Origin of the sequence: Ktedonosporobacter rubrisoli (assembly GCF_004208415.1) — a bacterium.
Taxonomy (GTDB): Bacteria; Chloroflexota; Ktedonobacteria; order Ktedonobacterales; family Ktedonobacteraceae; genus Ktedonosporobacter; species Ktedonosporobacter rubrisoli.
Genome location: NZ_CP035758.1, coordinates 4156766 through 4180086 on the forward strand (window position 1 = coordinate 4156766; position 23321 = coordinate 4180086).

Annotated in this window: 19 protein-coding genes; 15 read left to right on the top strand and 4 right to left on the bottom strand. The window is 52.3% G+C overall.

The window, feature by feature from the left end; translation table 11 throughout:
* Positions 1-2 precede the first annotated feature (2 nt).
* Positions 3-2507 (top strand): xanthine dehydrogenase family protein molybdopterin-binding subunit, encoded by a 2505-nt coding sequence (locus tag EPA93_RS18360; RefSeq protein WP_129888901.1) that lies wholly within the window; start codon positions 3-5, stop codon positions 2505-2507.
* Positions 2507-3490, top strand: a complete 984-nt coding sequence (locus EPA93_RS18365; protein ID WP_129888902.1) for an FAD binding domain-containing protein — start codon at positions 2507-2509, stop codon at positions 3488-3490. Before EPA93_RS18360 ends, EPA93_RS18365 begins: the two co-directional genes overlap by 1 nt.
* A gap of 110 nt (positions 3491-3600) precedes the next feature.
* Here EPA93_RS18365 and EPA93_RS18370 read toward each other — a convergent pair whose 3' ends face one another.
* Entirely contained in the window at positions 3601-3738 is a 138-nt protein-coding gene (locus EPA93_RS18370) for a DUF1348 family protein (RefSeq protein WP_165423230.1), read from the bottom strand.
* Between the two features lie 184 nt (positions 3739-3922).
* On the opposite strand from EPA93_RS18370, the gene EPA93_RS18375 reads away from it, so the two are divergent.
* From EPA93_RS18375 to EPA93_RS18435, 13 genes are all read left to right on the top strand, one after another.
* A complete protein-coding gene (locus tag EPA93_RS18375; protein WP_165423231.1) occupies positions 3923-4567 on the top strand; it encodes a CGNR zinc finger domain-containing protein in 645 nt (214 codons plus the stop codon).
* 92 nt (positions 4568-4659) lie between these two features.
* Positions 4660-5925, top strand: a complete 1266-nt coding sequence (locus EPA93_RS18380; protein ID WP_129888904.1) for a phenylacetate--CoA ligase family protein — start codon at positions 4660-4662, stop codon at positions 5923-5925.
* 264 nt (positions 5926-6189) lie between these two features.
* Positions 6190-6975, top strand: a complete 786-nt coding sequence (locus EPA93_RS18385; protein WP_129888905.1) for an SDR family NAD(P)-dependent oxidoreductase — start codon at positions 6190-6192, stop codon at positions 6973-6975.
* A gap of 334 nt (positions 6976-7309) precedes the next feature.
* Positions 7310-8194, top strand: a complete 885-nt coding sequence (locus EPA93_RS49855) for a DUF4118 domain-containing protein (protein WP_129888906.1) — start codon at positions 7310-7312, stop codon at positions 8192-8194.
* The gene (locus EPA93_RS18395) at positions 8098-9000 is read left to right on the top strand and encodes a sensor histidine kinase (RefSeq protein ID WP_242527510.1); all 903 of its coding nucleotides are present in this window, start codon (positions 8098-8100) and stop codon (positions 8998-9000) included. The genes EPA93_RS49855 and EPA93_RS18395 overlap by 97 nt, the downstream gene beginning before the upstream one ends.
* A complete protein-coding gene (locus EPA93_RS18400) occupies positions 8993-9691 on the top strand; it encodes a response regulator transcription factor (RefSeq protein ID WP_129888908.1) in 699 nt (232 codons plus the stop codon). Before EPA93_RS18395 ends, EPA93_RS18400 begins: the two co-directional genes overlap by 8 nt.
* A gap of 168 nt (positions 9692-9859) precedes the next feature.
* The gene (locus EPA93_RS18405) at positions 9860-10300 is read left to right on the top strand and encodes a response regulator (RefSeq protein WP_129888909.1); all 441 of its coding nucleotides are present in this window, start codon (positions 9860-9862) and stop codon (positions 10298-10300) included.
* A gap of 102 nt (positions 10301-10402) precedes the next feature.
* Entirely contained in the window at positions 10403-10498 is a 96-nt protein-coding gene (locus EPA93_RS18410) for a potassium-transporting ATPase subunit F (protein ID WP_129888910.1), read from the top strand.
* Positions 10499-10586: 88 nt separating this feature from the next.
* The gene (gene kdpA / locus EPA93_RS18415; protein ID WP_129888911.1) at positions 10587-12320 is read left to right on the top strand and encodes a potassium-transporting ATPase subunit KdpA; all 1734 of its coding nucleotides are present in this window, start codon (positions 10587-10589) and stop codon (positions 12318-12320) included.
* 2 nt (positions 12321-12322) lie between these two features.
* Positions 12323-14461 carry a potassium-transporting ATPase subunit KdpB gene (kdpB, locus tag EPA93_RS18420; RefSeq protein WP_129888912.1) on the top strand — a complete coding sequence of 713 codons (2139 nt, stop codon included), beginning with the start codon at positions 12323-12325 and terminating at the stop codon, positions 14459-14461.
* Positions 14462-14483: 22 nt separating this feature from the next.
* The gene (gene kdpC, locus EPA93_RS18425; protein WP_129888913.1) at positions 14484-15071 is read left to right on the top strand and encodes a potassium-transporting ATPase subunit KdpC; all 588 of its coding nucleotides are present in this window, start codon (positions 14484-14486) and stop codon (positions 15069-15071) included.
* Positions 15072-15075: 4 nt separating this feature from the next.
* On the top strand, positions 15076-16356 hold the full coding sequence (locus EPA93_RS18430) for a sensor protein KdpD (protein ID WP_129888914.1): 1281 nt from the start codon (positions 15076-15078) through the stop codon (positions 16354-16356).
* Between the two features lie 393 nt (positions 16357-16749).
* Positions 16750-17919, top strand: a complete 1170-nt coding sequence (locus EPA93_RS18435) for a glycoside hydrolase family 5 protein (RefSeq protein ID WP_129888915.1) — start codon at positions 16750-16752, stop codon at positions 17917-17919.
* A gap of 498 nt (positions 17920-18417) precedes the next feature.
* On the opposite strand, the gene EPA93_RS18440 is transcribed toward EPA93_RS18435, so the two are convergent.
* The 3 genes from EPA93_RS18440 to EPA93_RS18450 all read right to left on the bottom strand — a co-directional run bounded on the left by EPA93_RS18440 (position 18418) and on the right by EPA93_RS18450 (position 23213).
* On the bottom strand, positions 18418-19833 hold the full coding sequence (locus EPA93_RS18440; protein ID WP_129888916.1) for a hypothetical protein: 1416 nt from the start codon (positions 19831-19833) through the stop codon (positions 18418-18420).
* A gap of 536 nt (positions 19834-20369) precedes the next feature.
* Positions 20370-20876, bottom strand: a complete 507-nt coding sequence (locus EPA93_RS18445; protein WP_129888917.1) for a MarR family winged helix-turn-helix transcriptional regulator — start codon at positions 20874-20876, stop codon at positions 20370-20372.
* Positions 20877-21185: 309 nt separating this feature from the next.
* Positions 21186-23213, bottom strand: coding sequence for a protein kinase domain-containing protein (locus EPA93_RS18450; RefSeq protein WP_165423232.1), 2028 nt, complete (start codon positions 23211-23213; stop codon positions 21186-21188).
* Positions 23214-23321 lie beyond the last annotated feature (108 nt).

Genomic DNA, 23321 nt, shown 5'->3' on the forward strand with positions numbered 1-23321 from the left:
GCATGAACGAGCAAGCCACAAAGACGCGCGCATATCATGTCGTTGGTACGCCTCGTCCAAAGGTTGATGCTTATGGCAAGGTCACAGGCCGCGCACTCTATGCTGATGATATCATGCTACCGCGCATGCTCTACGGACGACTGCTGCGCTCTCCGCATCCTCACGCACGTATTATTTCGATAGACACTCATCGTGCGCTGGATCTACCGGGCGTCGTAGCGATCATTACAGGTGAGGACTTACCGCAAAAATTTGGCATCCTGCCCTCAAGCCAGGATGAGTATGCGCTGGCTATCGATAAGGTACGCTATGTAGGCGATCCGGTGGCCGCGATTGCTGCACTTGATCCGGAGACTCTTGACGAGGCCATCAAGCTGATCCATGTAGAATATGAGGTGCTTCCGGCTTTAATGAGTATTGAGGAAGCCCTGGCCCATCCAGATGTCAAGATCAATGATGAGGCGCGTATAGGCAATATCCATAAAAGCGTCTCCTACGAGTTCGGCGACATGGAAGCTGGTTTCGCCGAAGCCGACTATATTAGAGAAGACTGGCTTTTCTATGAAGGCAATAATCATGCCCCTATAGAAGAGCATGCCTGTGTGGCAAGCTGGGAACCTAATCCCAGCGATCCTGTGGGCGGAAAGCTTACGCTCTGGTCATCTACCCAGACTCCCCATTACGTGCATCGCGAAGTGAGCAAAGTGCTCAAGCTCCCGCAATCGCATGTGCGCATTATTGCTCCTAATATAGGCGGCGGCTTTGGCGGCAAATCAGATCCATTTTCGCATGAAATCTGCGCCTGTGAGCTCTCACGCCGCACCGGCCGCCCTGTCAAGATTAGCTGTACGCGCGAAGAAGTCTTCCTTACGCACCGCGGACGCCATCCGGTAAAAATGTGGATCAAGACAGGCGTGAAGAAGGACGGCACCCTTACCGCTATGCATTTCCGCTCGTTTCTTGACGGCGGCGCCTATGGCTCCTATGGTGTGGCGACAACCTATTATACGGGCGCGCTCCAAACAGTTACCTATAAGCTGCCCTGCTATAAATTCGAGGGCATGCGCATCTTCACTAACAAGCCGCCCTGCGGCCCAAAGCGCGGCCACGGCACAACCCAGCCCCGCTTTGCCGTCGAGGTCCACCTCGATAAAATCGCTCATGATCTGGGCCTCGATCCCGTGGAGTTTCGCCAGCATAATCTGATCGAGCCCTACACGCGTACGGTAAATGGCTTGCGCGTTACCAGCTGTGCTCTTGATAAATGCCTCAAAGAGGTTGTCGAGCGTTCGGGCTGGAAAGAAAAACGTAGCAAACAAGCCAGCAACCTCAATGGACAAAGCAGTCCAATCAGGCGAGGATTGGGCCTGGCCGCGTCATCCTACATCTGTGGCGCCGGCAAGCCCATTTACTGGAACGATATGCCACACTCGGCGGTCCAAATCAGGCTCGATCGCGGCGGTGGCGTTACCGTCTACTGCGGCTCGACCGACATTGGACAGGGCTCAACCTCGGTACTGGCCTATATCGTGGCTGAAGAATTGGGCATCCAGCCTGAGCACATCCACCTTGAGACTGCTGATACAACGCTGACACCTGTCGATCTTGGTTCCTATTCCAGCCGCGTAACCTTTATGGCTGGCAATGCGGCCATCGCTGCCGCCCGCAAGCTAAGGGAGCAGCTCCTCACGGTAGCCGCTGAGCGCCTGAAAGTGCCGGTTGAGCACCTGGAAGCTGCTGACAATCATATCTATGATGAGCGCGATCCCGGCGTCTCGCTGCCCTTTGTCAAAGTCGTACAGCTGGCCGAAGCTCGCTTCGGGGCCCTGGTATCCGCCGGCTCCTATACGCCCCCTGAAGGCATTCATGGCGACTACAAAGGCGCCGGTGTGGGACCCTCCCCGGCTTACTCATACTCCACATGTGTGGCCCAGGTGGCCGTCGATGTAGAAACCGGCGAATTAGTGGTTGAAAAGCTGTGGTTGGCTCACGACATTGGCCAATCTATCAATCCCTTGCTCGTCGCCGGACAGGTCGAGGGCGGAGCCTATATGGGCTATGGCGAGGCCGTGATGGAGCAACAGGTCTTCCGCAAGGGGCTGCATAAGATTCCGTCGCTGCTAGACTATAAGCTTGCCACAACGCTCGATACGCCCGAGATCGAGACTATTCTTGTTGAAGAGCCGGACAATGAAGGTCCTTTCGGGGGCAAGGAGGCAGGTCAGGGACCGCTCAATCCTGTGATACCGGCCATTGCCAATGCTGTCTTTGCTGCCGTTGGCGTGCGCATCGATGCAACTCCAATTACGCCAGATAAGATCTTACAGGCGCTCAAAGATGCTAGCAGTACACGCGCAGTTCGCCCGCAGGTGCCTCCAATTAAGGCGCCATCTCCCTGGCCAACTCGCCTGATTACCTGGACGCCGCCTGAAGAAATGTTGCAGATCGAAACCAATGGCACAAACGGTACTGTCGTGCGTGTGCCAGAGAAAGGCGGTGTTGCCTGATGTTACGACTTCCCCCATTCCGTTACCTGGCTCCTCGCGGACTGACTGAAGCCTCTGAGCTTATGGCGAGTCAGAATGAGCCAGCTATGTTTGTCGCAGGTGGCACAGATCTGTATCCCAAGATGAAACGGCGCCAATTTACGCCTCGGGTGCTCATTAGCTTGCGCGAGATCGCTGAGCTCAAGCACATCAAAGGTTCGGCCGAAGTGGGGCTACGCATAGGCGCTGGCGCTACCCTCAGTGCAGTAGCAGCGCACCCAATTATTCAAGCGCACTATTCGGCGCTGGCAACGGCCGCCGAATCTGTCTCGACACCCCAGCTACGCAATGCCGGGACTATCGGAGGCAATCTTCTGCTGGATACGCGCTGCAACTATTACGATCAGACCGAATTCTGGCGCAACTCTATCGGCTATTGCATGAAAAAAGACGGGGATATCTGCCTCGTGGCCCCTGGCAGTCCACGCTGCTGGGCTATCTCTTCGGCAGATACAGCGCCAGTCCTGGTCAGCCTTGATGCGCGCTTACGCCTGGTCAGCTCGCAGGGAGAACGCGTCATAGCCGCCCTCGATCTCTTCCGTGACGACGGCATGCAGCCCTTTACGAAATCGGCAGACGAGGTGCTTGCCGAGGTGCTCTTGCCCCCGGCGGCTGGCTGGCACAGCAGTTATCTGAAGCTACGCAGACGCGGATCGTTTGACTTCCCCATCCTTGGTGTTGCAGCTGCCCTACGTTTCAATGAGGACCAGACCATTGCACAGGCGCGTCTCGTTCTGGGGGCTGTAGCTTCCCACCCTGTAGATGCACAAGATGCGGCTCAGCTGCTTATCGGCCACAAACTTAGCCATGAGCTCCTCGAAGCAGTCGCCACGGCAGCCACTAAACGCGCCAAGCCATTGCATAATGCCGACCTGACTATCAACTATCGTAAGCAAGTTACACCTATATATATCCGCCGTGCGCTCGAACAGATTACACCATAATCATGCGCGCTCCATAAGCAATCAAGGAGCATTTTCCTTAAGCGCTTATGGACTCCAGCTAAGCAGGCTCAATCTTCTGTTTGAGCGACGAGAGGGTGTTGACAATGGCGTCACACCCTCACCATTTTAGTATTTAACGTCTGATTTAAGATCGCTGAGCGCCTGTTCCAGGCATCCTCGGCTGCTTTGACTTTGAGAAAAGCCGTTTCTCTTGTGAAGGACGGTTTCAACAGTGTTTGCACGCTCATGTCCTCTTCTCTTCAAGATGGGTAGCTCTTTCATAGCTTGCGTTCTTTAATAACATTTCTATACAGGTCAAATTGTATGCTTGACTTGTATAAGCCAGCCGCGAGAAATATACTTGTCAATAGCTCCTTAGCATTGTACAATTGGCTGCGAGGGAATTTGCTACCCAAAGGAAGGAGTGTCACTATGCTTGAAGAGGGAGCAGTGAGTGAAGAAAAAACCAGGGGGAAAGCTGGCTATGCTCTTTTTCTGAGCGGCTCGCTCGCTCTGGATCTGGTGAATACAGAGATGATCGTGCGCGGGAAAAAACGTGATGTGCTCTCGTCACCGGATACTTTATCTCACTGGTGGCAGGAAGCACTCGTCCACCACCCTGAGCATGTGCATGTAGAAGGCGAAGAGCTGGCAATCTCCTGGACACCGGAGTTATTAGAGGAGGTAAAAAAGCTTCGGCAGACATTACGAACGCTGTTCACCCACCTGATCGAAGCACAGGCTGCAACCTTAGAAGATCTGGAGGCCCTCAACCAGATCCTTTCCCTGGGATATCAATCGTTGCAGCAAACCACACGGGGAACGATTATTGTCGTCTATCGCACGCATGACCAGCAAAAGGGAAGAATTCTGCTGCCCATTGTCCTGTCTGCTTTTCAGCTTTTGACAGAGGGGGAGAGGCAGAGATTGCATAAATGCAAGAATGAGCGCTGTATCTTGTTTTTCTATGATACCACTAAAAGCGGGACGCGGCAGTGGTGTAGCCTGGAGTGTTTGAATCGCTCACGCTCCATCCGCCATTATCAGCAGCTTAAAAAGCAACCTTCCCAGAAGTAAAAGAGGCAATGTGAATATGCATAAATAAGCTACCTGCATAAACGCAAGAAGCTATATATGCAACATAGTAACCAGAAAGGGGCGACCTCCCTATGTCTCAACTGGAAACAGCTTCTCGTTCCGATATCGTTGCGCACCAATTATCAAGGCTCCAGCAAGGGTTTTCACGCATATTTCCCCAGAACCGCTTCTATCAAAGCAAATTAGAGCACACAGCTACAGCCCTCAATAGTCTTGAGGATTTTTCACAGCTTCCCTTCACGAACAAGCGTGAACTACTAGCCGATCAGGCTGCCCATCCTCCTTTTGGCAGCAATCTTACTTATTTACCCGAAGAATATATTTGTCAGCATCAGACTTCTGGTACCACCGGAAAACCTTTAAAGATACTCGATACGCGCGAGAGCTGGGACTGGTGGGCTGAGTGCTGGGCCAGCATTTACCGTGCGGCCGGAGTCAGCAGCAAGGATGTTATCTTTATTGCCTTTAATTTTGGTCCCTTTATTGGCTTCTGGGCTGCCCACGAAGGCTCTAAACATCTGGGGGCCCTTACCGTGCCGGGCGGCGGCATGGATTCCTTACAACGTTTACACATTATTCAGGAAACCAGAGCCACTGTACTGGTCTGCACTCCCAGCTATGCATTGCGCCTGGCTGAAGTGGCCCAGGAACATGGCATAGATCTACCCTCATCAACAATACGCGTAACGCTTCATGCCGGCGAGCCTGGCGCTTCCATTCCTGCCACCCGCGAGCGCATCGAACGAGGTTGGGGAGCTCGCACTTATGATCACGCCGGAATGAGCGAAATGGGCGCCTATGGCTTTACTTGCTCCCAGCAACAAGGCCTGCACGTTAACGAGAGCGAGTTTATCGCCGAGATCATCGATCCACACACCAACCAGGCAGTTCAGGAAGGCGAGCTCGGCGAACTGGTTTTGACCAACCTGGGCCGCTGGGGCTATCCGGCCATACGTTACCGCACCGGCGATATCGTGCGCAACGGTGGGTATACATGCGGCTGCGGGCGCAGCTATCTGCATTTGCCTGGAGGAGTTCTGGGCAGAGCCGATGATATGCTCATAGTTAAAGGCACCAATGTCTATCCATCCGCGATCGCCGATGTCTTGCACCGCTTTCCCGAAGTCAGCGAGTACCGAATTATCGTCACAAAAAATGGTGCGCTCGACGAGATCGCTCTTCAGGTAGAATGCCCGAGCGAACTTACAGGCCGTATTCAGGAAGAATTACACATAGCCTTTAATTTGCGCGTGCCCATAGAATCCGTTGAGCTGGGAATCCTGCCGCGTTTCGAGCTAAAAGCCAGGCGGGTAGAAGACAGAAGGCGCAAGGCGTAAGCCTAGCAGCCCCAGGAGCCAGACCAGGGCCCTTTTTAACGTTCACAAAACACAGCTAAAATAGGCGCTCTGGCCTGACGGCCAGCTTGATCCTCCCTGGCCCATTTCTTCCTCACAGAGGAGCAGCCAGACCAGCATGCATACACTGCTCCTCTGCTTGATGATATACTGAACTTAGCACTGACGTTCCTCAGCGCAGTGACAACACAAGGCAAAGTACTTCTCAAATCACAGATCCCGCAATCGAGCAAGGAGGACATTTTCATGGGCACTCTTTCTGGACGTGTAGCAGTCGTAACAGGGGCGGGTATTGGTATCGGCAAAGGTATTGCTCTGGCCTTAGCGCAACAAGGAGCAGCCGTTATGATTAACTACGCCCACAGCGAGCAGCAAGCGCAAGAGACAGTTGAGGAAATCAAACGCCTGGGGGGTAATGCTGCAGCTTTAAAAAGCGATCTGCATCATGTAAGCGAATGCCAGCATCTGATAGACACCACGGTTCAGACCTTCGGTGGACTGGATATTCTCGTCAATAACGCTGGCGTAACGCGCGCCGATAATTTTCTCAATATCAACGAAGAGACCTATAACGACGTATTTAATCTCAACATGCGCGGTTATTTCTTTTGCGCTCAACAGGCCGTACCCCATATGCTCAAGCGTGGTGGAGGTAATATCATCAATATTACCTCTGTGCATGGTTATGCTGGCTTCACGCGCCACTCTGTTTACGCGGCCACAAAAGGGGCAATCAATGCCTTTACCCGTGAGCTTGCTATCGAGCTGGCCCCACAACGCATTCGGGTAAATGCCATTGGTCCCGGCGTTATCGAGGTTCCCCGCTATTTTGACATTCCCAATTATACCGCCGATTTTGGCGATACGTTATCGCCCTGGGGCCGTACAGGGCGTCCTGAAGATGTCGCCTCAGCCGTCACTTTTCTAGTCTCGGATGCTGCCGATTTTATTACAGGACAGATACTTTATGTAGACGGCGGCGTCACGGCAAGGATGAGTTTGTGGTGGGATCAGGGAGACAAGCCCCAATAGAGCAAAGAGGCAGATCCGGTCAGTACATCTATCAGGCATAGGTAGAGAAGGTGTTGGCAAGAGACAGCGGCTCGGAAAGCTGTTCTCCTGCCAGCGCCTTTCCTCATACCCGCAAGGCAGCCCTCAATAGATATGTTCTCATTGACAGATCCAGGCCACAACCTACGCTCTCTTTGATCCGTAACAATGATCAAGCAGGCTTTGCTACAATGCTAGAATCAGCAAATAAAATATACCGCAGAGTGGACGAATGTGAGAAAATAGCAAGGATAGACTAATATCTATTGCAAATACTTATGTGAGATTTATCCTGCGCTGAAGGGGAAAACCTGGTATGCTTTCGACGGATCACCTACCGCCATTAGAGGTCAGGCGGGAGGCCAGATGGCAACGCTACCTCAATGACAGCCTGCTGGCAGTAGTTGGCTCATTACTGATTACGGGGATTATTCGCGGCTTACGGCTCTATCCATTCATACCCAATATCTCATTTGCCTATCTGCTTATCGTGCTTGCGCTGGCCAGCACAAGAGGACTCTATGCGGCAATTCTAGCTTCAATTGTAGCCTTTTTCTCCTTCGACTTCTTCCTTGTACCTCCGCTATTTACCTTTTCGGTAGGGACTATTGAAGAGTGGTTGGCGCTGTTTTTCTTTTTAGCCGTTGCTATCATTACTGGCCAGTTAGCGGCGGCTCTACGACAACGCGCGGCGGAAGCTAATCGCAAGGAACGCGAGACGCGCATCCTCTACGAGTTGGTGAGAGCAACGAATATAGAAGAAGATCCTCAGCGGCTCCTCCATATTGTTGCCTGCTCTATCGTCGATGTCTTCACCTCCTGGGGCGTGCAGGATTGCGCGATTCTTCTCCCAGACGAGCGAGGGAAACTGAAGCTGCAGGCTAGCGCGGTCCAGCCAATCGATCAGCTCCAGATTTCCAGCGATGAGCAGGCAACCGCCACCTGGGTTATGGCCCAGGGCAAAGCCACAGAGCTCTATGATGTCTCACTGAAACAGCAAAAAACGCCAGGGTTCTCCCCCGCGCAATCGTGCGCGATACGGCGGCCCAACAGCCTTTACGGCGCTATATCCGTATGCTACCACTCAAAACAAGCCAGAAAGTCGTGGGCGTCCTCTATCTCTCTCTTGAAGACGATCTTCGCCATATTCATGTATCTAACACCCTGGGAGTTGAGCCGGAACAGCCCAACCCCCAGATAGCTTTCTTCTGGACATTTCTCGATCAAGCTGTCTCTATAATTGAGCGCGCGCGCTTGAGACAAGAAAGCCTGCAGGTTGAGCTATTGCGCCAGACTGATGCTCTACGGGCCGCGCTGCTTTCTTCAGTCTCCCACGACCTACGCACACCGCTCTCATCGATCAAAGCCGCTGCCAGCAGTCTGTTACAGCAGGATGTGCAGTGGAGCGAGGAAGAGCGCCGTAGTTTCGCCATGGCCATTGAGCATGAAGCAGACCGCCTCAATCGCCTGGTAGAGAATCTCCTTGATATGTCGCGTATAGAGGGGGGAGCGCTTAAACCCGAAAAAGAATGGTATCCTATTGATGAATTAATCCACGACGTCCTGGGACGCATGCAGCCCATGTTGCAGGGGCGAGAAGTGCATACTGTCCTGCCGGCTGACTTGCCGCCAGTAGAGCTAGACTATTTAGAAATAGAGCAGGTTGTCACTAACCTCATCGAGAACGTGTTACGCTATACACCCGAGGGATCTCCCATTGACATAGAGATCGAGGCAAATGCAGAACGAGTGCTGGTCAGTGTGGCCGATCGTGGTCCAGGCCTGGCTCAGGCAGATCTTGAGCGGATCTTCGACAAATTTTACCGTGTACACGTCAATCATGGACCGACAGCCCGCGCCAAAGGCTCGGGTCTGGGCCTGGCTGTATGCAAAGGGCTGATTGAAGCTCATGGCGGGCAGATATGGGCCGAAAATCGCAAAGATGGGGGCGCTATTTTTCATTTCACATTACCACTAAAAAAGACAGAGGAGGTCCCACATGAGTAAAGGTGGAGCTCGTATTCTGGTTGTCGATGACGAGATTGAGATTATGCGCGCACTACAGCGCAGCCTTAGCGCGCATAGCTATGAGGTATATACTGCGGAAAGCGGTGAGGAAGCTCTGGAAGCCATCTCGCACTATCGTCCAGATCTGGTCCTGCTCGATCTGGGCTTGCCGGGTATCAGCGGGCTGGAAGTTTGCAAACGGGTAAGGACACAATCAAATTTACCCATTATTGTACTCTCGGTTAAAGATAAAGAGCGCGATAAAGTGCAGGCCCTCGACCTTGGAGCCGATGACTATGTATCCAAGCCCTTTGGGATGGATGAAGTATTAGCCCGTATTCGGGTTGCTCTGCGCCATATCGCGCCCACTCAGGCTGGCACTGATGCTGCTTTTACGGCAGGTCCATTACGTATTGATCTGGCGCAGCGATCAGTACAGGTCAATGGCCAGGAGGTTAAGCTTACGCCGACAGAATATGACCTGCTCAAGGCACTCGTCACGAACAGCGGTAAAATTATGACCCGCCATATGCTGCTTTCGCAGGTATGGGGAACGGGCTACGGCACAGAATCGCATTATCTACATGTATATATTGGCCAGCTACGGCGCAAAATTGAGCCCGATCCAGCTCACCCTCGCTTTATCCAGACGATTCCCGGCGTCGGCTATCGTTTCCACTCCGAAGATTAAGCATCGAGCGACGGGCCGTGTAACTCACCAAATCTTGAGCATTTTTTTAGCATTCATTTCCCTCCTCTTATAGCACATTGAGCGAAGTAATCTTATGCTACTCATGTGTCGAGAGGAGAGATAGAACCGAGCCAACGGAGCTATCACTACGAGAGAGGCTAAAAAGTTATGCCGGAAGCAAATATTCTGCTAGTCGAAGACGACGAAACGCTACGTGAGCTCACGAAACGCAATCTTTGCGCACGCGATTATCAAGTCTCTACGGCTGAGGATGTACACACGGCCCTGGAACATTTACGCTCCAGGAATTTCGATCTTATCGTGCTGGACATCAATCTCCCGGATCAGACAGGCTGGGACGTATTGCGAGTTGCCAGACATGAGGGCTATATTCGCCCGCTGAAAGATGGCAATCTTAACAACACCTTGCCAGTAGTGATCTTATCAGCTGTACGCGTGAGCCCGAATCGCCTGGCAGAATTTCACCCTCTGGCATACCTGCCCAAGCCCTTTCCAATGGAGGCTTTACTGCGCCTCGCCGCAGAGGCCGCCCTCTATAAGCAAGAAAAGGCTGGTTCTATCTATCCTGATATGCATAGAGCTCTCTGAGGAGAAACAATGCTTGACTTCATTGTCATTGTCGCAACCATAGGCTTCTTTCTCATATGCGCATTCTTTGCGCGCGCCTGCGACAACTTATAGGAGACAGAGATGAATACGCCACTGGAATACATCCTGGTTGGCATTGTCGCCCTTGCCATTATCATCTATCTCGTTTTTGCGCTTTTAGCGCCAGAGAAATTTTAACTCTACGTCCAGACAAGCTGTTATCAGGTGCTGGATGCGTCTGGACGTAAAGAAGCTAGTTTGTCATACTGAGATTGAGGTGAGAACTATGCCTGTAACGGTCAACAGTGTCGTGCAGGTGCTTTTTTTTCTGATTGTGCTGCTTCTGATTACGAAGCCGCTCGGTCTCTATATTCAAAAAGTTATGGCAGGTGAACGCACCTGGCTCTCGCCCATTTTTACCCCCGTCGAGCGCGTGTTTTACCGCCTGGCGGGCGTTGATGCTGAGCAAGAACAAAAATGGACGACGTACACGATTGCCATGCTGGCCTTCAGTGCCGCCGGTATGCTATTGCTCTTCGCCCTGCAGCGAACCCAGCAATGGCTCCCTTTTAATCCACAGGGCTTTGGCCCGGTCGAGCCGCAACTTGCCTTTAATACGGCCGCCAGTTTCACGACGAATACGAACTGGCAAGCCTATGGTGGAGAACAGACCATGAGCTATCTTACCCAGATGGCCGGGCTGGCTTTCCACAACTTCGTCTCCGGGGCAACCGGCATCTGTCTGGCTGTAGCCTTGATTCGGGCCCTATCCCGGCGAAGCGTGCAGGAGCTGGGTAATTTCTGGGTCGATATCACCCGTTGTACCCTTTACATCCTGCTGCCCTTCTCGATAATAGGGGCCCTGGTTCTGGTCTCGCAGGGAGTTGTGCAGAACTTCAATCCCTATACTGTTGTCCATACGCTTGAAGGAACGACTCAGGTGATTGCTCAGGGGCCGGTGGCCTCACAAGAATTCATCAAGGAATTTGGTACCAACGGCGGCGGCTTCTTCAACGCCAACTCAGCGCATCCGTTTGAGAATCCCAATGTGATCACTAATATGCTGGAAATGCTTGCTATCTTTGCCATTCCGGCTGCTCTGGTCTACACCTTTGGAAAGATGGTAGGCAACATCAAACAGGGTTGGACAATCTGGGCAGCAATGGCCCTGCTCTTTGCGCTGGGTGTCGCGGTCGCGCTCCCCTCCGAGCAGGCCGGCAATCCACTCTTGAGCCATGTCGGCGCCGACCAGGCAATCAGCGCTTATCAAGCTGGCGGCAACATGGAGGGCAAAGAGGTGCGCTTTGGCATTACACAGTCGGCCCTCTTTGCGGTAGTCACCACCGACGCATCCTGTGGTGCCGTCAATAGTTTCCTTGATAGCTATACCCCTCTGGGTGGCCTTATCCCAATGGCTAATATAGCGCTGGGTGAAGTCATCTTTGGTGGCGTTGGCTCTGGCCTCTACGGCATCCTGGTCTTTGCTATTCTTGCCGTGTTTATCGCCGGCCTGATGGTCGGGCGCACGCCAGAATATCTAGGCAAGAAGATCGAACAAAAAGAGATGAAAATGGCAGCACTGGCAATTCTCATCTTACCAGCCTCAATTCTCGGCTTCACAGCTATCGCCAGTGTCCTGCAAATGGGCACAAGCTCTATTCTCAATGCGGGCCCACATGGCCTTTCTGAGATGCTCTATGCCTATACATCCGGCACAGGCAATAATGGATCAGCCTTCGGGGGATTAAGCGCTAACACCCCGTTCTATAACTGGACAGTCGGTTTCGCTATGCTTATCGGTCGTTTCGCCTTTGTCGTTCCTGTTATGGCGCTGGCAGGCTCGCTGGCCAAAAAGAGAATCGTGCCGGCGAGTGCAGGGACCTTCCCCACCACAGGCCCATTGTTTGTTACCTTGCTGGCCGGGGTCATACTCATTGTTGGTGCGCTAACCTACTTCCCCGCGTATTCACTGGGGCCAATCGTTGAGCACTTGTTAATGCTAGCAGGGAAGGTGTTCTAAAAATGAGCTCGCAACCGTTACAAACACGCCAGTGGAAAACACGCCGCAAGGCTGGCAGCTCGATCTTCAATGGACCTATCGTACGGCGGGCGATTCTCGATTCATTGAAAAAGCTCGATCCACGCTGGCAGCTCAAGAATCCTGTCATGTTCGTGGTCGAGATAGGTAGCATCATCACAACTATCGAGTTTGTGCGCCTGCTGATCACAGGGCCGGCGTCCGAGATGTTCTTTGTTCTGGGCGTCACGCTCTGGCTCTGGTTTACTGTCATCTTTGCTAACTTTGCCGAAGCTATGGCAGAAGGGCGAGGCAAAGCGCAGGCCGATACGCTGCGCCGCACACGCACAACCACGCAAGCCAGGCGCCTGGCAAATGCAGCTCAGCGCGACAAGTTTGAGCAGATCCCGGCTCCAGAGCTGCGCAAGGGCGACCTGGTGCTCGTTGAAGCCGGTGACATTATTCCCGGCGATGGCGAAGTGGTCGAAGGCGTTGCTTCAGTTGACGAGTCGGCGATCACCGGTGAATCCGCTCCTGTGATCCGCGAAAGTGGTGGCGATAGGAGTGCGGTGACGGGTGGCACACGCGTCCTCTCGGACTGGATTGTGGTCAGTATCACGGCCAATCCTGGCGAGACCTTCCTTGATCGCATGATCGCTCTTGTCGAAGGCGCCGCCCGCCAGAAGACGCCAAACGAGATTGCCTTAAATATTCTGCTGGCAAGTCTGACGATCATCTTTCTGCTGGCCGTCATTACCCTGGAACCCTTTGCGATCTATTCGGGCAGCCCGGTCTCGATCACTACACTGATTGCCCTGCTCGTCTGCCTGATCCCCACGACGATTGGCGGCTTGCTCTCGGCCATCGGTATTGCGGGTATGGACCGTATGGTGCAGCGTAACGTTCTCGCCATGAGCGGACGCGCTGTCGAAGCCGCCGGGGACGTCGATGTCCTGCTGTTGGACAAAACAGGAACCATCACAGTAGGCAACCGCATGGCCAGTCGTTTCATTCCTTTTGAGGGAGTGGACGAGCAAGAGCTTGCGCGCGCGGCCCTGCTCTCAAGCCTGGCCGACGAGACTCCCGAAGGGCGCTCGATTGTGGCCCTGGCTCGCGAGCGCTACGGATTGGATCTGGAGACGCCAGCCGGTGCAACCTTTATTCCCTTTACGGCGCAGACCCGCATGAGCGGCGTCGATCTTAATGGTCTACATCCTAGCAATGCCACAACTGTGCATGCGATCCGTAAGGGCGCCGCTGATGCCGTGACGACCTACGTTCAGCAAAGTGGCGGAAATAAGAGCGCCCGCGTCACTGAGTTAGTTGACAGCATTGCCAGCGCGGGAAGCACGCCTTTAGTTGTAGCCGAGACGCTGGCCCAGAGCAATGGCCATACAGAGAACGCACGCTTGCTTGGCATTATCGAACTGAAAGATATCGTTAAGAGTGGCATGCGCGAGCGCTTCGACCAGCTACGACGCATGGGTATCCGCACGATTATGATCACCGGCGATAACCCCTTAACCGCTGCCACTATTGCTAAGGAAGCCGGCGTTGATGACTTCCTGGCTCAGGCTACACCTGAGATGAAGATGAAGCTCATCCGCGAGCAACAGGCCGGTGGACGCCTGGTCGCCATGACAGGTGATGGAACCAATGACGCCCCAGCGCTGGCTCAGGCCGATGTGGGCATGGCCATGAATACTGGCACGCAAGCGGCCAAAGAAGCTGCGAATATGGTCGATCTTGATTCCAACCCTACCAAGCTTATCGAGGTGGTAGAGGTGGGCAAGCAATTGCTGATGACGCGTGGCTCGCTGACTACTTTCAGCATTGCCAACGATGTGGCCAAGTACTTTGCGATCATCCCGGCCATGTTCTCGGTAGCTTATCCACAGCTCAATGCCCTGAATATTATGAAATTAGCGACGCCGCATAGCGCTGTTCTATCGGCAGTGATCTTTAATGCGCTGATCATCATTGTGCTGATCCCGCTGGCCCTGCGAGGGGTAAAGTATCGTGCCCTGGGCGCGGCGACCTTGCTACGACGCAACTTGCTGATCTATGGTCTGGGAGGACTTATCGTCCCGTTTATCGGCATCAAACTTATAGATCTGATATTGTTCGCATTGCATCTCAGTTAGAGGTACCATAAGGAACTTCGTTATGAAGACATACATTCGACCGGCAATCGTTCTGACCTTGCTCCTGGTAATTGCGACGGGGCTCATCTATCCTGGCCTTGTCACAGGCCTGGCCCAACTCATCTTCCCTTACCAGGCAAATGGAAGCTTGCACACGGTCAATGGTAAAGTCATCGGCTCTGATCAGATCGGGCAATACTGGACATCGCCCCGCTACTTTCATGGCCGACCGTCTGCTACGCTCACAGATGACGGCAGCAAAAGTCAGCCATATAATGCAGAGAACTCATCGGCCTCCAACCTTGGTCCCACCAGTTCGACGTTGATCAAGTCTGTCCAGGAGCGGGTAAAAGAGCTCCAGAAGGAGAATCCTGGCGTTCCGGTCCCGGTCGATCTCGTCACGGCCTCGGGCTCAGGTCTTGACCCTGATATCTCGGTAGCTGCAGCGCTTTTCCAGGTGCCCCGTATCTCTAAAGAACGCGGCATAAGCCAGAACACAGTACAGCAGCTTGTCAACGATCATATTCAGGGTAGATTTCTAGGCATTCTAGGTGAGCCCTACGTCAACGTGCTTGATGTTAACCTGGCCCTTGATGCCCTAAAGCGGTAAACATATGGAGCAGAACGCTGATAATGCCAGGCGCGAAGAGGGACGTCCCGATCCCGAGGCCTTGCTCAAGCACTATAATCTCAGAGATGCTGATCTGGAGCTGAGCGCTCCAGATCAGGCTCAGCCGTCCTCAAGACGGGGCCGGTTGCGCGTTTATCTTGGCGCAGCGGCCGGGGTTGGCAAGACGTATGCAATGCTCAATGAGGGTCATCGCCGCAAGGAGCGCGGACGCGATGTTGTCGTAGGTTATGTGGAAACTCACGCACGCCCACAAACCATGGCCCAGCTCCGCGATCTCGAAGTTATTCCGCGCAAGCAGGTTATCTATCGCGGCGTAACTTTTGAAGAGATGGATACCGAGGCTATCCTGGCACGTCATCCACAAGTAGTTCTTGTCGATGAGCTGGCCCATACAAACGTGCCAGGCTCCAGACACATTAAACGCTATCAGGACGTGGAAGAGCTACTGGCGGCAGGCATTAACATCGTCACTACGCTCAATATCCAGCATCTGGAAAGTTTGAACGATCTGGTAACCAGTATCACAGGAGTGCGCATACGCGAGACGCTGCCTGACAGTATCCTGGACCAGGCCGACGAGGTAGAATTAATCGACATCGCGCCATATGCTCTGCGCCAACGCATGAAGCACGGCAATATCTATCCTCCCGAGCGCATAGAAGCTGCCCTCAACAACTTTTTCCGCGAAGGCAATCTCACAGCCCTGCGCGAGCTGGCTCTTAGACGTACCGCAGAAAAAACAGAATCTCAGCTCGAACAATATATGACAGAGCACGGCCTGCAGCAAAACTGGTCAGCGCGCGAACGCGTTCTCGTTGGCTTTGACCATCGGCCCCAGAGCCGGCAGGTTATTCGCGCAGCCTGGCGCCTGGCCCATGGCCTGCACGCAGATCTGTTTGCCCTCTACATTCAGCCGGAGGGCTATCTTGCCTTCGTGCGGAGCTTCAGTCGGCTGCTCAAATATGGGAAACATGCGGGCCAGCACTGGGAAGAGGCCCAACGTAGCCTGGAAGAGCACGCCTTGCTTGCCGAAGATCTTGGTGCTGAGGTCATTCGCGTTAAAAGCAGCGATATCGCTATTACGCTTGCTGAAATTGCCCAGCAACGTCATATCACCCAGATTGTGCTGGGTCAGCCGGCCCGCAGCTCATGGGAAGAACTTCTCTATGGCTCGGTGGTCAATCGTCTGCTGCGCCTCACTGCTGGCAAAGATATTCATCTCGTCCCTCTCGTGAAAAATAAGCCTGACGAGGAGAAACCCTGACAAAGTTTCAGCGCGCCACTTTCCTGCTTTGTTTACGGCCAAACACAGCGCATCTGCTCCACCTTCCCAGTCCACACTATGTTTTCTCTTCAGGAATCCTGGCAATAAGTCTCTTCTATTAGTCCCTATACAAGACTTTTTTCGCTCCGAATATAGTATATAAAGAGCATATTTTTCGGCCAATAAGTTAGAGGAGGCAATATAAATGCAATTCTATCTATTTACACCGGAGCGGCCCAACCTTCAACTGGCCGGCAAGAATCTCCAGATTTAGCTACAATATGCGATTAATACTCGAATTAGTGCATGTGCTCAAAGTAGGCAAAGATGACGCTATTCACTTGAGCATAGCAATGAAAATTTCTCATCAAAGTAGTGAGGGAAGCTGGTCCTATGCGAAATTTTAAGAAATCGATTGGGGTGATCATTCTGATAGCAGCTTTACTGGCCAATGGGTTGCTGTGGGCCAAGCAGGCTATGTTTGATAAACCGTTGGCCTATGCTGCGGCGGCCCTGCCATACAGCGCCCACGCCAACGGCCCCTATAAGGTAAAGGGAAATACGATTATTGGAGCAGATGGCAAACCATATATATTTCACGGCATCGGACGCGATGGGCTCGAATATAACTGCTCAGGGGAAGGTCCTTTTGACGCAGAACACCTGGCATATATGGGTCCTGGCCACAACACTACCACGGGAGGAACCTACTGGGGAGCAAACACTGTGCGCCTTCCCATCTCTGAGAGCTTCTGGTTCTATGGAGCTCCTGGCTATCCTTGCACAGCTAGCCAGTACAGGGCTCTCCTTCATCAGACAATCAACACTCTGACAGAGCTTAAATTAAACGTTATGTTGGACCTACAATGGACAACAGCCGATGGTCAATCGACTCAGGGGGGTGGTCCCTGGGCCTTGCCTGACGCTGCAAGCGTCACTTTCTGGCACGATATGGCCATGCTCTATAAGAACTATACTAATGTGCTCTTTGAGATCTTTAACGAGCCGCATCCTGCCTCGTGGTCATGCTGGCTCTCAGGCTGCGCGGTGACTTCCGAGAGCGGGTATTCTGACGAGTGCAAATGCACCAGAACTGTCAGTTATACAGGGATAGGCATGCAAAAACTTGCAGATACTGTCCGTAGTGCGGGAGCAAATAATCTTATTATCATTAGTGGCATGAATTGGGGTTACGATTTGAGCCAGCTTAGTAAGTATCCTATCAAGGGCAGTAATATCGTCTACGATACACATCCTTACCCGTATACCGATAAACTGTCTGCTACCTGGGACGCATCGTTTGGTCAGCTTAGCGGAAAGTATCCACTCATCTCAGCCGAAAACGGTGAATATGATTGCGATTCAACGTACTTAAATCAGCTCTACTCTTACTTTGATGCTCATCATATCGGCTGGGTTGCCTGGGCCTGGGTTGTCAACGGCGATCCCTGTGGCTACCCGCAGATAGTCACAGACTATGAAGGCACGCCGGCAAGCGGGATGGGGCAATTCATCTATCAGAAATTGCAGAGCTATATCCCGACAAGCAAGCCAAAAAAGTAGGGCTGCTTTCTTTCAGGCAAAGCAGCGAACTTCGGAGATCAAAACATTACCTCTATCGTCAACAAGACAAAATATAGGCAAGCCCACATCCAGGTGGCTTGCCTATATACATCATCAGGAAGAAAAGCAATCACGAACTCAAGCGAGCATTTGGCGAGACCCCTTCTCTCCAGCAACGAGCAGGTGCCAAGAATACTGGCAAATAGCCCGGCCAGATCCAGGAGAGATCTATCTATAATTACACTATAAATAGCTCTTCCAAATAACCTGCCTTCTATCCCACCTTGTATGGATAAGATCTGCAAAATATAGCTGGACTGCCAACCAATCATTGCCCGCCACTGTTAGCCCTTGTCGATAAACCCAATAAAAATAGGTGCATACCTGGCCTCACTTACCAGCTATGCACCCTCGTGCCCCGAGCTCCCTCAGCCTTACTCCACCATCCTTATGGAGCTCTGAAGCACTCAGCTACAAGGGCACCTCTACAGGAAAACGCTAATTATTGTTCCCCTGATTACACACATCCATCGACGAGGCCTCGCCGCGCGAATTGAAGCATTGGCCCTTTCCATTAAAGGTGATGATCGCCGAAACAGCTACCCCATCCTTATTCTGCTGGGTTACGACACGCGGCTGTAAATTGAACATTTTTTGGCAATTCAGCCCGGTTCCCACAGGCAGCGTAAATGTATTTACATACCGTTGAGCCATAAATGTGAAAAGCGTATTGCCGACAGCGGGATTGTCCGACTGACTTCGCCCTAATAACTCAGCATCAGCGCGTAAGCGCGCAGGAGCAACCTGCTGCAGATTGAGGCAATAATCCTTAGTTCGCGCCGAATCTACTGAGGATACAGTAGGTTGATCGACCCCTCGCCGATAGGCGTTAAGCTTATCCAGGTTGGGCGTCGTATCGATGAGCACCATCGGATCAAGCGAAGGAACCAGGGCTACAGGAGGCGCCTGGCGGAGCGAGGCTTGCAGTTCATTAAGTGGTAAGGCACTTACGGAATGCCCAGGATTGGCCAGATCGGGCGCACGCCAGGGCGTACAGCCCAGGGCCGGATCTACCCGCTCGGCCAGCAAGTAATTATCGCTGGGGTTGACCAACAAGGTAGTGTCCTGCAATACGCGGGCATTCTCCGCAGTATTCTGCGCTATTCGCCCATTGTTAGTTTTGAGGTAAGTCGCCGTGACATTATCGCTCTGATCCTGATCAACAATAAAGAAATCCCGAACAGAAGGACAAACAAGGTGGTCATCTCCTGTCCCTAACCTTGGTGGAGTAAGCTTGCCATTATTGATCGCTGAATGAGCAGCGCTAAAGAAGTTAACGGCGTTACAATAGGCAAATTGTCCAAAGGGAGAACCAGCGGCCCCAAAAACGCAATTAGCCTGAGAGAGCGTATCACCATTTGCACCCTCTAATGTGAGCGTATCGCCATTATAGCCGAACCAGATTCCTATCACAGCATCTGAAGGGATATCAGGCATCACTGGATTAAGAATCTTGCCGGTCTTAGGATTTCGGGCAGGCTGCGAACCCTTATCGATAACAAGCGGATTGTAGATAGCAATAGATCCAGTCGAAGGGCGAAGAATCGCAGCTTGTACAAAAGCTGACTGATCAGCATTTGCCTCGTGGCATGGTCCTTGGTTGGGGTCAGTGGCTTTCAGAAGGTATGGAGTGGCTAAGCCTTTGGCGCTCAGAGGATTGGCCGGTACTATCAATGTGCACTTGCCATTGGCTGACGACTGCCAGGCTTTTACCACCGGAACAGAGGCCCAGAGGGTTCCCGCAAGGCCCAGCACACAGATGAACATAACCAGCCCAAACACGCTGTCGCGCACAGACAAAGAGCAGCGCCTGAAATGCCACAGATGAGATCTCGTCTGTTCTGGCATTGGCATGTAAGGTCTCCTTTCACATAACATACAATTCACATGCATATCTTTATTTTCATCAAGCACCTTTACAACTATATTTGCATACATACATTATGTTGAGCATATGTCATTTTCTTTTTATTAAAACGTGCTACTAGTCTCTCAAGCAGAGATTGATGCGTGCGCCGCCTGCGGGCGGCAGGTGGGGAGAAGCTGGGGCCCTGCCCCTTGCATCCCCGCTCTTCTCACACCTCCTTCACTCTTGACAGAACACTAGTCTTGATATTTCAGAGGCTCTTGGCTCTAGTTATTCAAAATCGTTCAAAGCCGAATGTTTCAACAGGGGTTAAAAACACTTTGCCCGCGATAGTCTTCCAGCAAGCGCCAACAGGAGGGCAATATTTATCTAAAACCTGGCTCGCTCTCCTGCCGGAAAAGAGAAGGGAGAGTTTTATATGCTCCAGGCCAAATAGTCAAAAGCACCTGGATAGCGTGCCTTCACATTATCCAGGTGCAAATTTCTCTCGACATAGCGCCAAAAGAAAAAAATGGCAGAGCATTTATAGAAGGTGGCGAACAGTGGCATCAACCTTGCGCAGCAGGTTCATCAATTGAGCAACCTCTTCTGAATTGAGGGCAGACATCATGCGCATACTGTAACGAAAATAGTCAGGTAAAACTCGCTGCAGTAATTCATCTCCCCGACTAGTAAGGCAAACCGTGAGCATACGCCGATCATCTACATGGGGCTGACGCTTGATCAAACCTGCCTGCTCAAGACTATCAAGCAATCCAGTAACTGTTCCCCGCGTGACCACCATTTTTTCGGCCAGCTCCGAGGGAGCTAGCTTCTTAGCAGGAGATAGATGCAGCAGCGCCAGCAGGCTACATTTGCCTTCAGAGAGCCCCAGACCGGCAAGATAAGCCTCAGAAACAGCCATTGCATTCAAAGCTACCCTTGTAAGGAGCAAGCGTGCCTCAATTGCATCCACGTCCATATCGGTATAGGAATGGGTCATGTCTTCAAGTTCTTTATGATCAGGCAAGTTACGCAAGTTGATGCTCATCGTTCAGCTCCTTCATTCATTGCCAGGTTATTTGCTTTCTAAGCAAAATCGATTGAAGTATGTGGGTTCCCCAGGTAAATTTGACTACATAGGACTCATGGTCAAGAGCTGGCGCTCCCACCTTCTTTTTATGCGATCCGTCCAAATATACAGCAAAGGAAAGCCTGCTAATCCGGCTCCCTTCTCCCACAATACTAATCTGCTACTAAGTACAACAAAACCTGACGCTTTCCGCCTCACAAGACTAAGCAAGCGTTTTCCAGGCCAGGGACAAGAATTGTACTTAGTGGCAGCAACGAGGAACGCTACTTATACAGCCGTAATTGTTCCATCGCTATTGACCTGAATTGGCACCATTTTTAAAGGTCGTTTAGCCGGGCCCTGCACGACAGCAGCACCTTTGCCAGGATCGAATATGGCATTATGAGCAGGGCATACTAACTTATGAGTTCCAGCATTATAGTTCACGGCAACTCCTTCATGGGTACAAGCCCTTTCATAAGCCACGAAACTCCCATTCGGTAAATGAATGAGGAGGCTCCCCTTACCATCGGCAGGGTTTGAAAAACTTTTAGCAGTATTTATACCCTGGTCAGTACTGCCCAAAACAACTCCGCTATGGGCAGGAGTTGGTGAAGGTTGCGCTGTCGGTGAGGGCTGCACTGTCGGCGAAGGTTGCGCCGTTGACGTGGCAGCCTGAGTTGGCTGCGCATTAGATGTGGATGTCACAGTCTTCTGAACACTATCTTGAGTAGTTTTTTGCTTCGTCCCTGTTGTCCCCATAGCCTGGCTTGTCTTTAGCGAGCCAGAAGAGTTGGCAGAAGGCTGCATAAAACGTGCAAGGCTGATGCCCCCAACAGTTAGCACGCCAGCCGCAACAACCCCGCCAGCCGCCAGCCAGGCCACTGTTCTGCGCCGGCCCTTATCGGCAGCCTTGCGCGGCGCGGCTCCGCTCTCCTCCGAAATAACAGGTTCTGCCATTGCACTTTGCTGAAAGGTTCCCGGTTCCTGCGCAGAAGATGCCGCAGCCGAGAGAGAAACAGTTGACCACCAATCAAAGGGGTCAATCGTCTTGATCCCCGCAAATTGCGCTTCTCCCTGAGGAGAGCTGCCAGCGGTTGCCGGCACCTCTTCCCATGAAATAGGCTCCTGTAAAACTGAAGATGCCGAGGCTGACTGCTGCATATCTTCCTGATTGTAGTATTGCTCATCATAGTATTGCCCACCATCCTCTCCTGGAGCCCCGGCCTCAAGAGGGTCATCAAAATACTGCTCAGGAAAATCCGCCTCATCGTCAAACCAATCGATCTGAGGGTGAGCAGTGGCTAGAGGTGGAATAGTAGCTTGCCCCAGCGTCTTATAAGGTTGCTCGTCAGCCTGTGGTGTTTCTCTTTCTGCAGATCTATAAGGATGCAGCTCCCGTGTGGTCTCCTTCGCCTCCTCTATTACCCTGAGAACTCTTTCAAAGGCCTGCACCAGGCTCTTGGCAGTTTTATGGCGCTCGCCGGGATCTTTTGCTAAGGCCTTTCCTAACACCAGGTCTACTGCGGGCGGAATTTCTGGGCATTCCAGCAAAAGTGACGGCATTTCCTGCTCAATGTGCTGCCTGACCACCTCCCATTCATCCTCACTTTGAAACGGAGGACGCCCACGCAAAAGTTCATAGATTACAACGCCAAGGGCATAGATATCCGCGCTTCCACTAGCCTCCGCACCTCTTATCACTTCTGGCGCTAAATACTCAGCAGAGCCCAATAATGTGCCAGAAATGCTTAATAGATGTCCCCAGGGCTGCTCCTCATCCATAATTCCGCGCTTCTGCAACATATGGGCCAGGCCAAAACCGGCAAGTTGAATCGTCTGTCCTCCATCCAACAAGAGAATATTGGCTGGCTTCAATGTTCCATGTACTACCCCCTGACTATGGGCATAATCCAGGCCAGCGGCAACCTGCTTGAGTATCCCTACTATCTGCTCAGGCGCATACTTGCCTTGCTGTTTAAGCTCTTTGGCCAGCGAGCCGCTACTCACCAGCGGGGTTACCATATAGGGACACTCGGCCTGTAGCCCAAAATCATAGATTGGCAGAATATGTGGATGGTGTAATTGAGCCAGTATGCCTAATTGCTGCCAGCAACGTTCTTCAAAACGCCGGCGCTCCTGTACCGAAAAGGTGTCAGGAGCCAGAAAAGCCGTGAGCATTACCGCACGATCTTGTTGCTGCTGATGTGCCAGGTACACTGCATTGACACTTCCTTGCCCCAGGAGCTGTTCAACCCGATAGTTACCCAATTGCTGGCCAACCAGCCAGCTAGCTGGTTGCGACGATACATACATATATCTCCCCCTGACATAATATATCTCGCTCATGGCTCTTCAGGTGAGCAGCCACCCTGCCCATCTAGAATAAATAGTGTACACATGCTGCAAAACTAGCGTCAATAC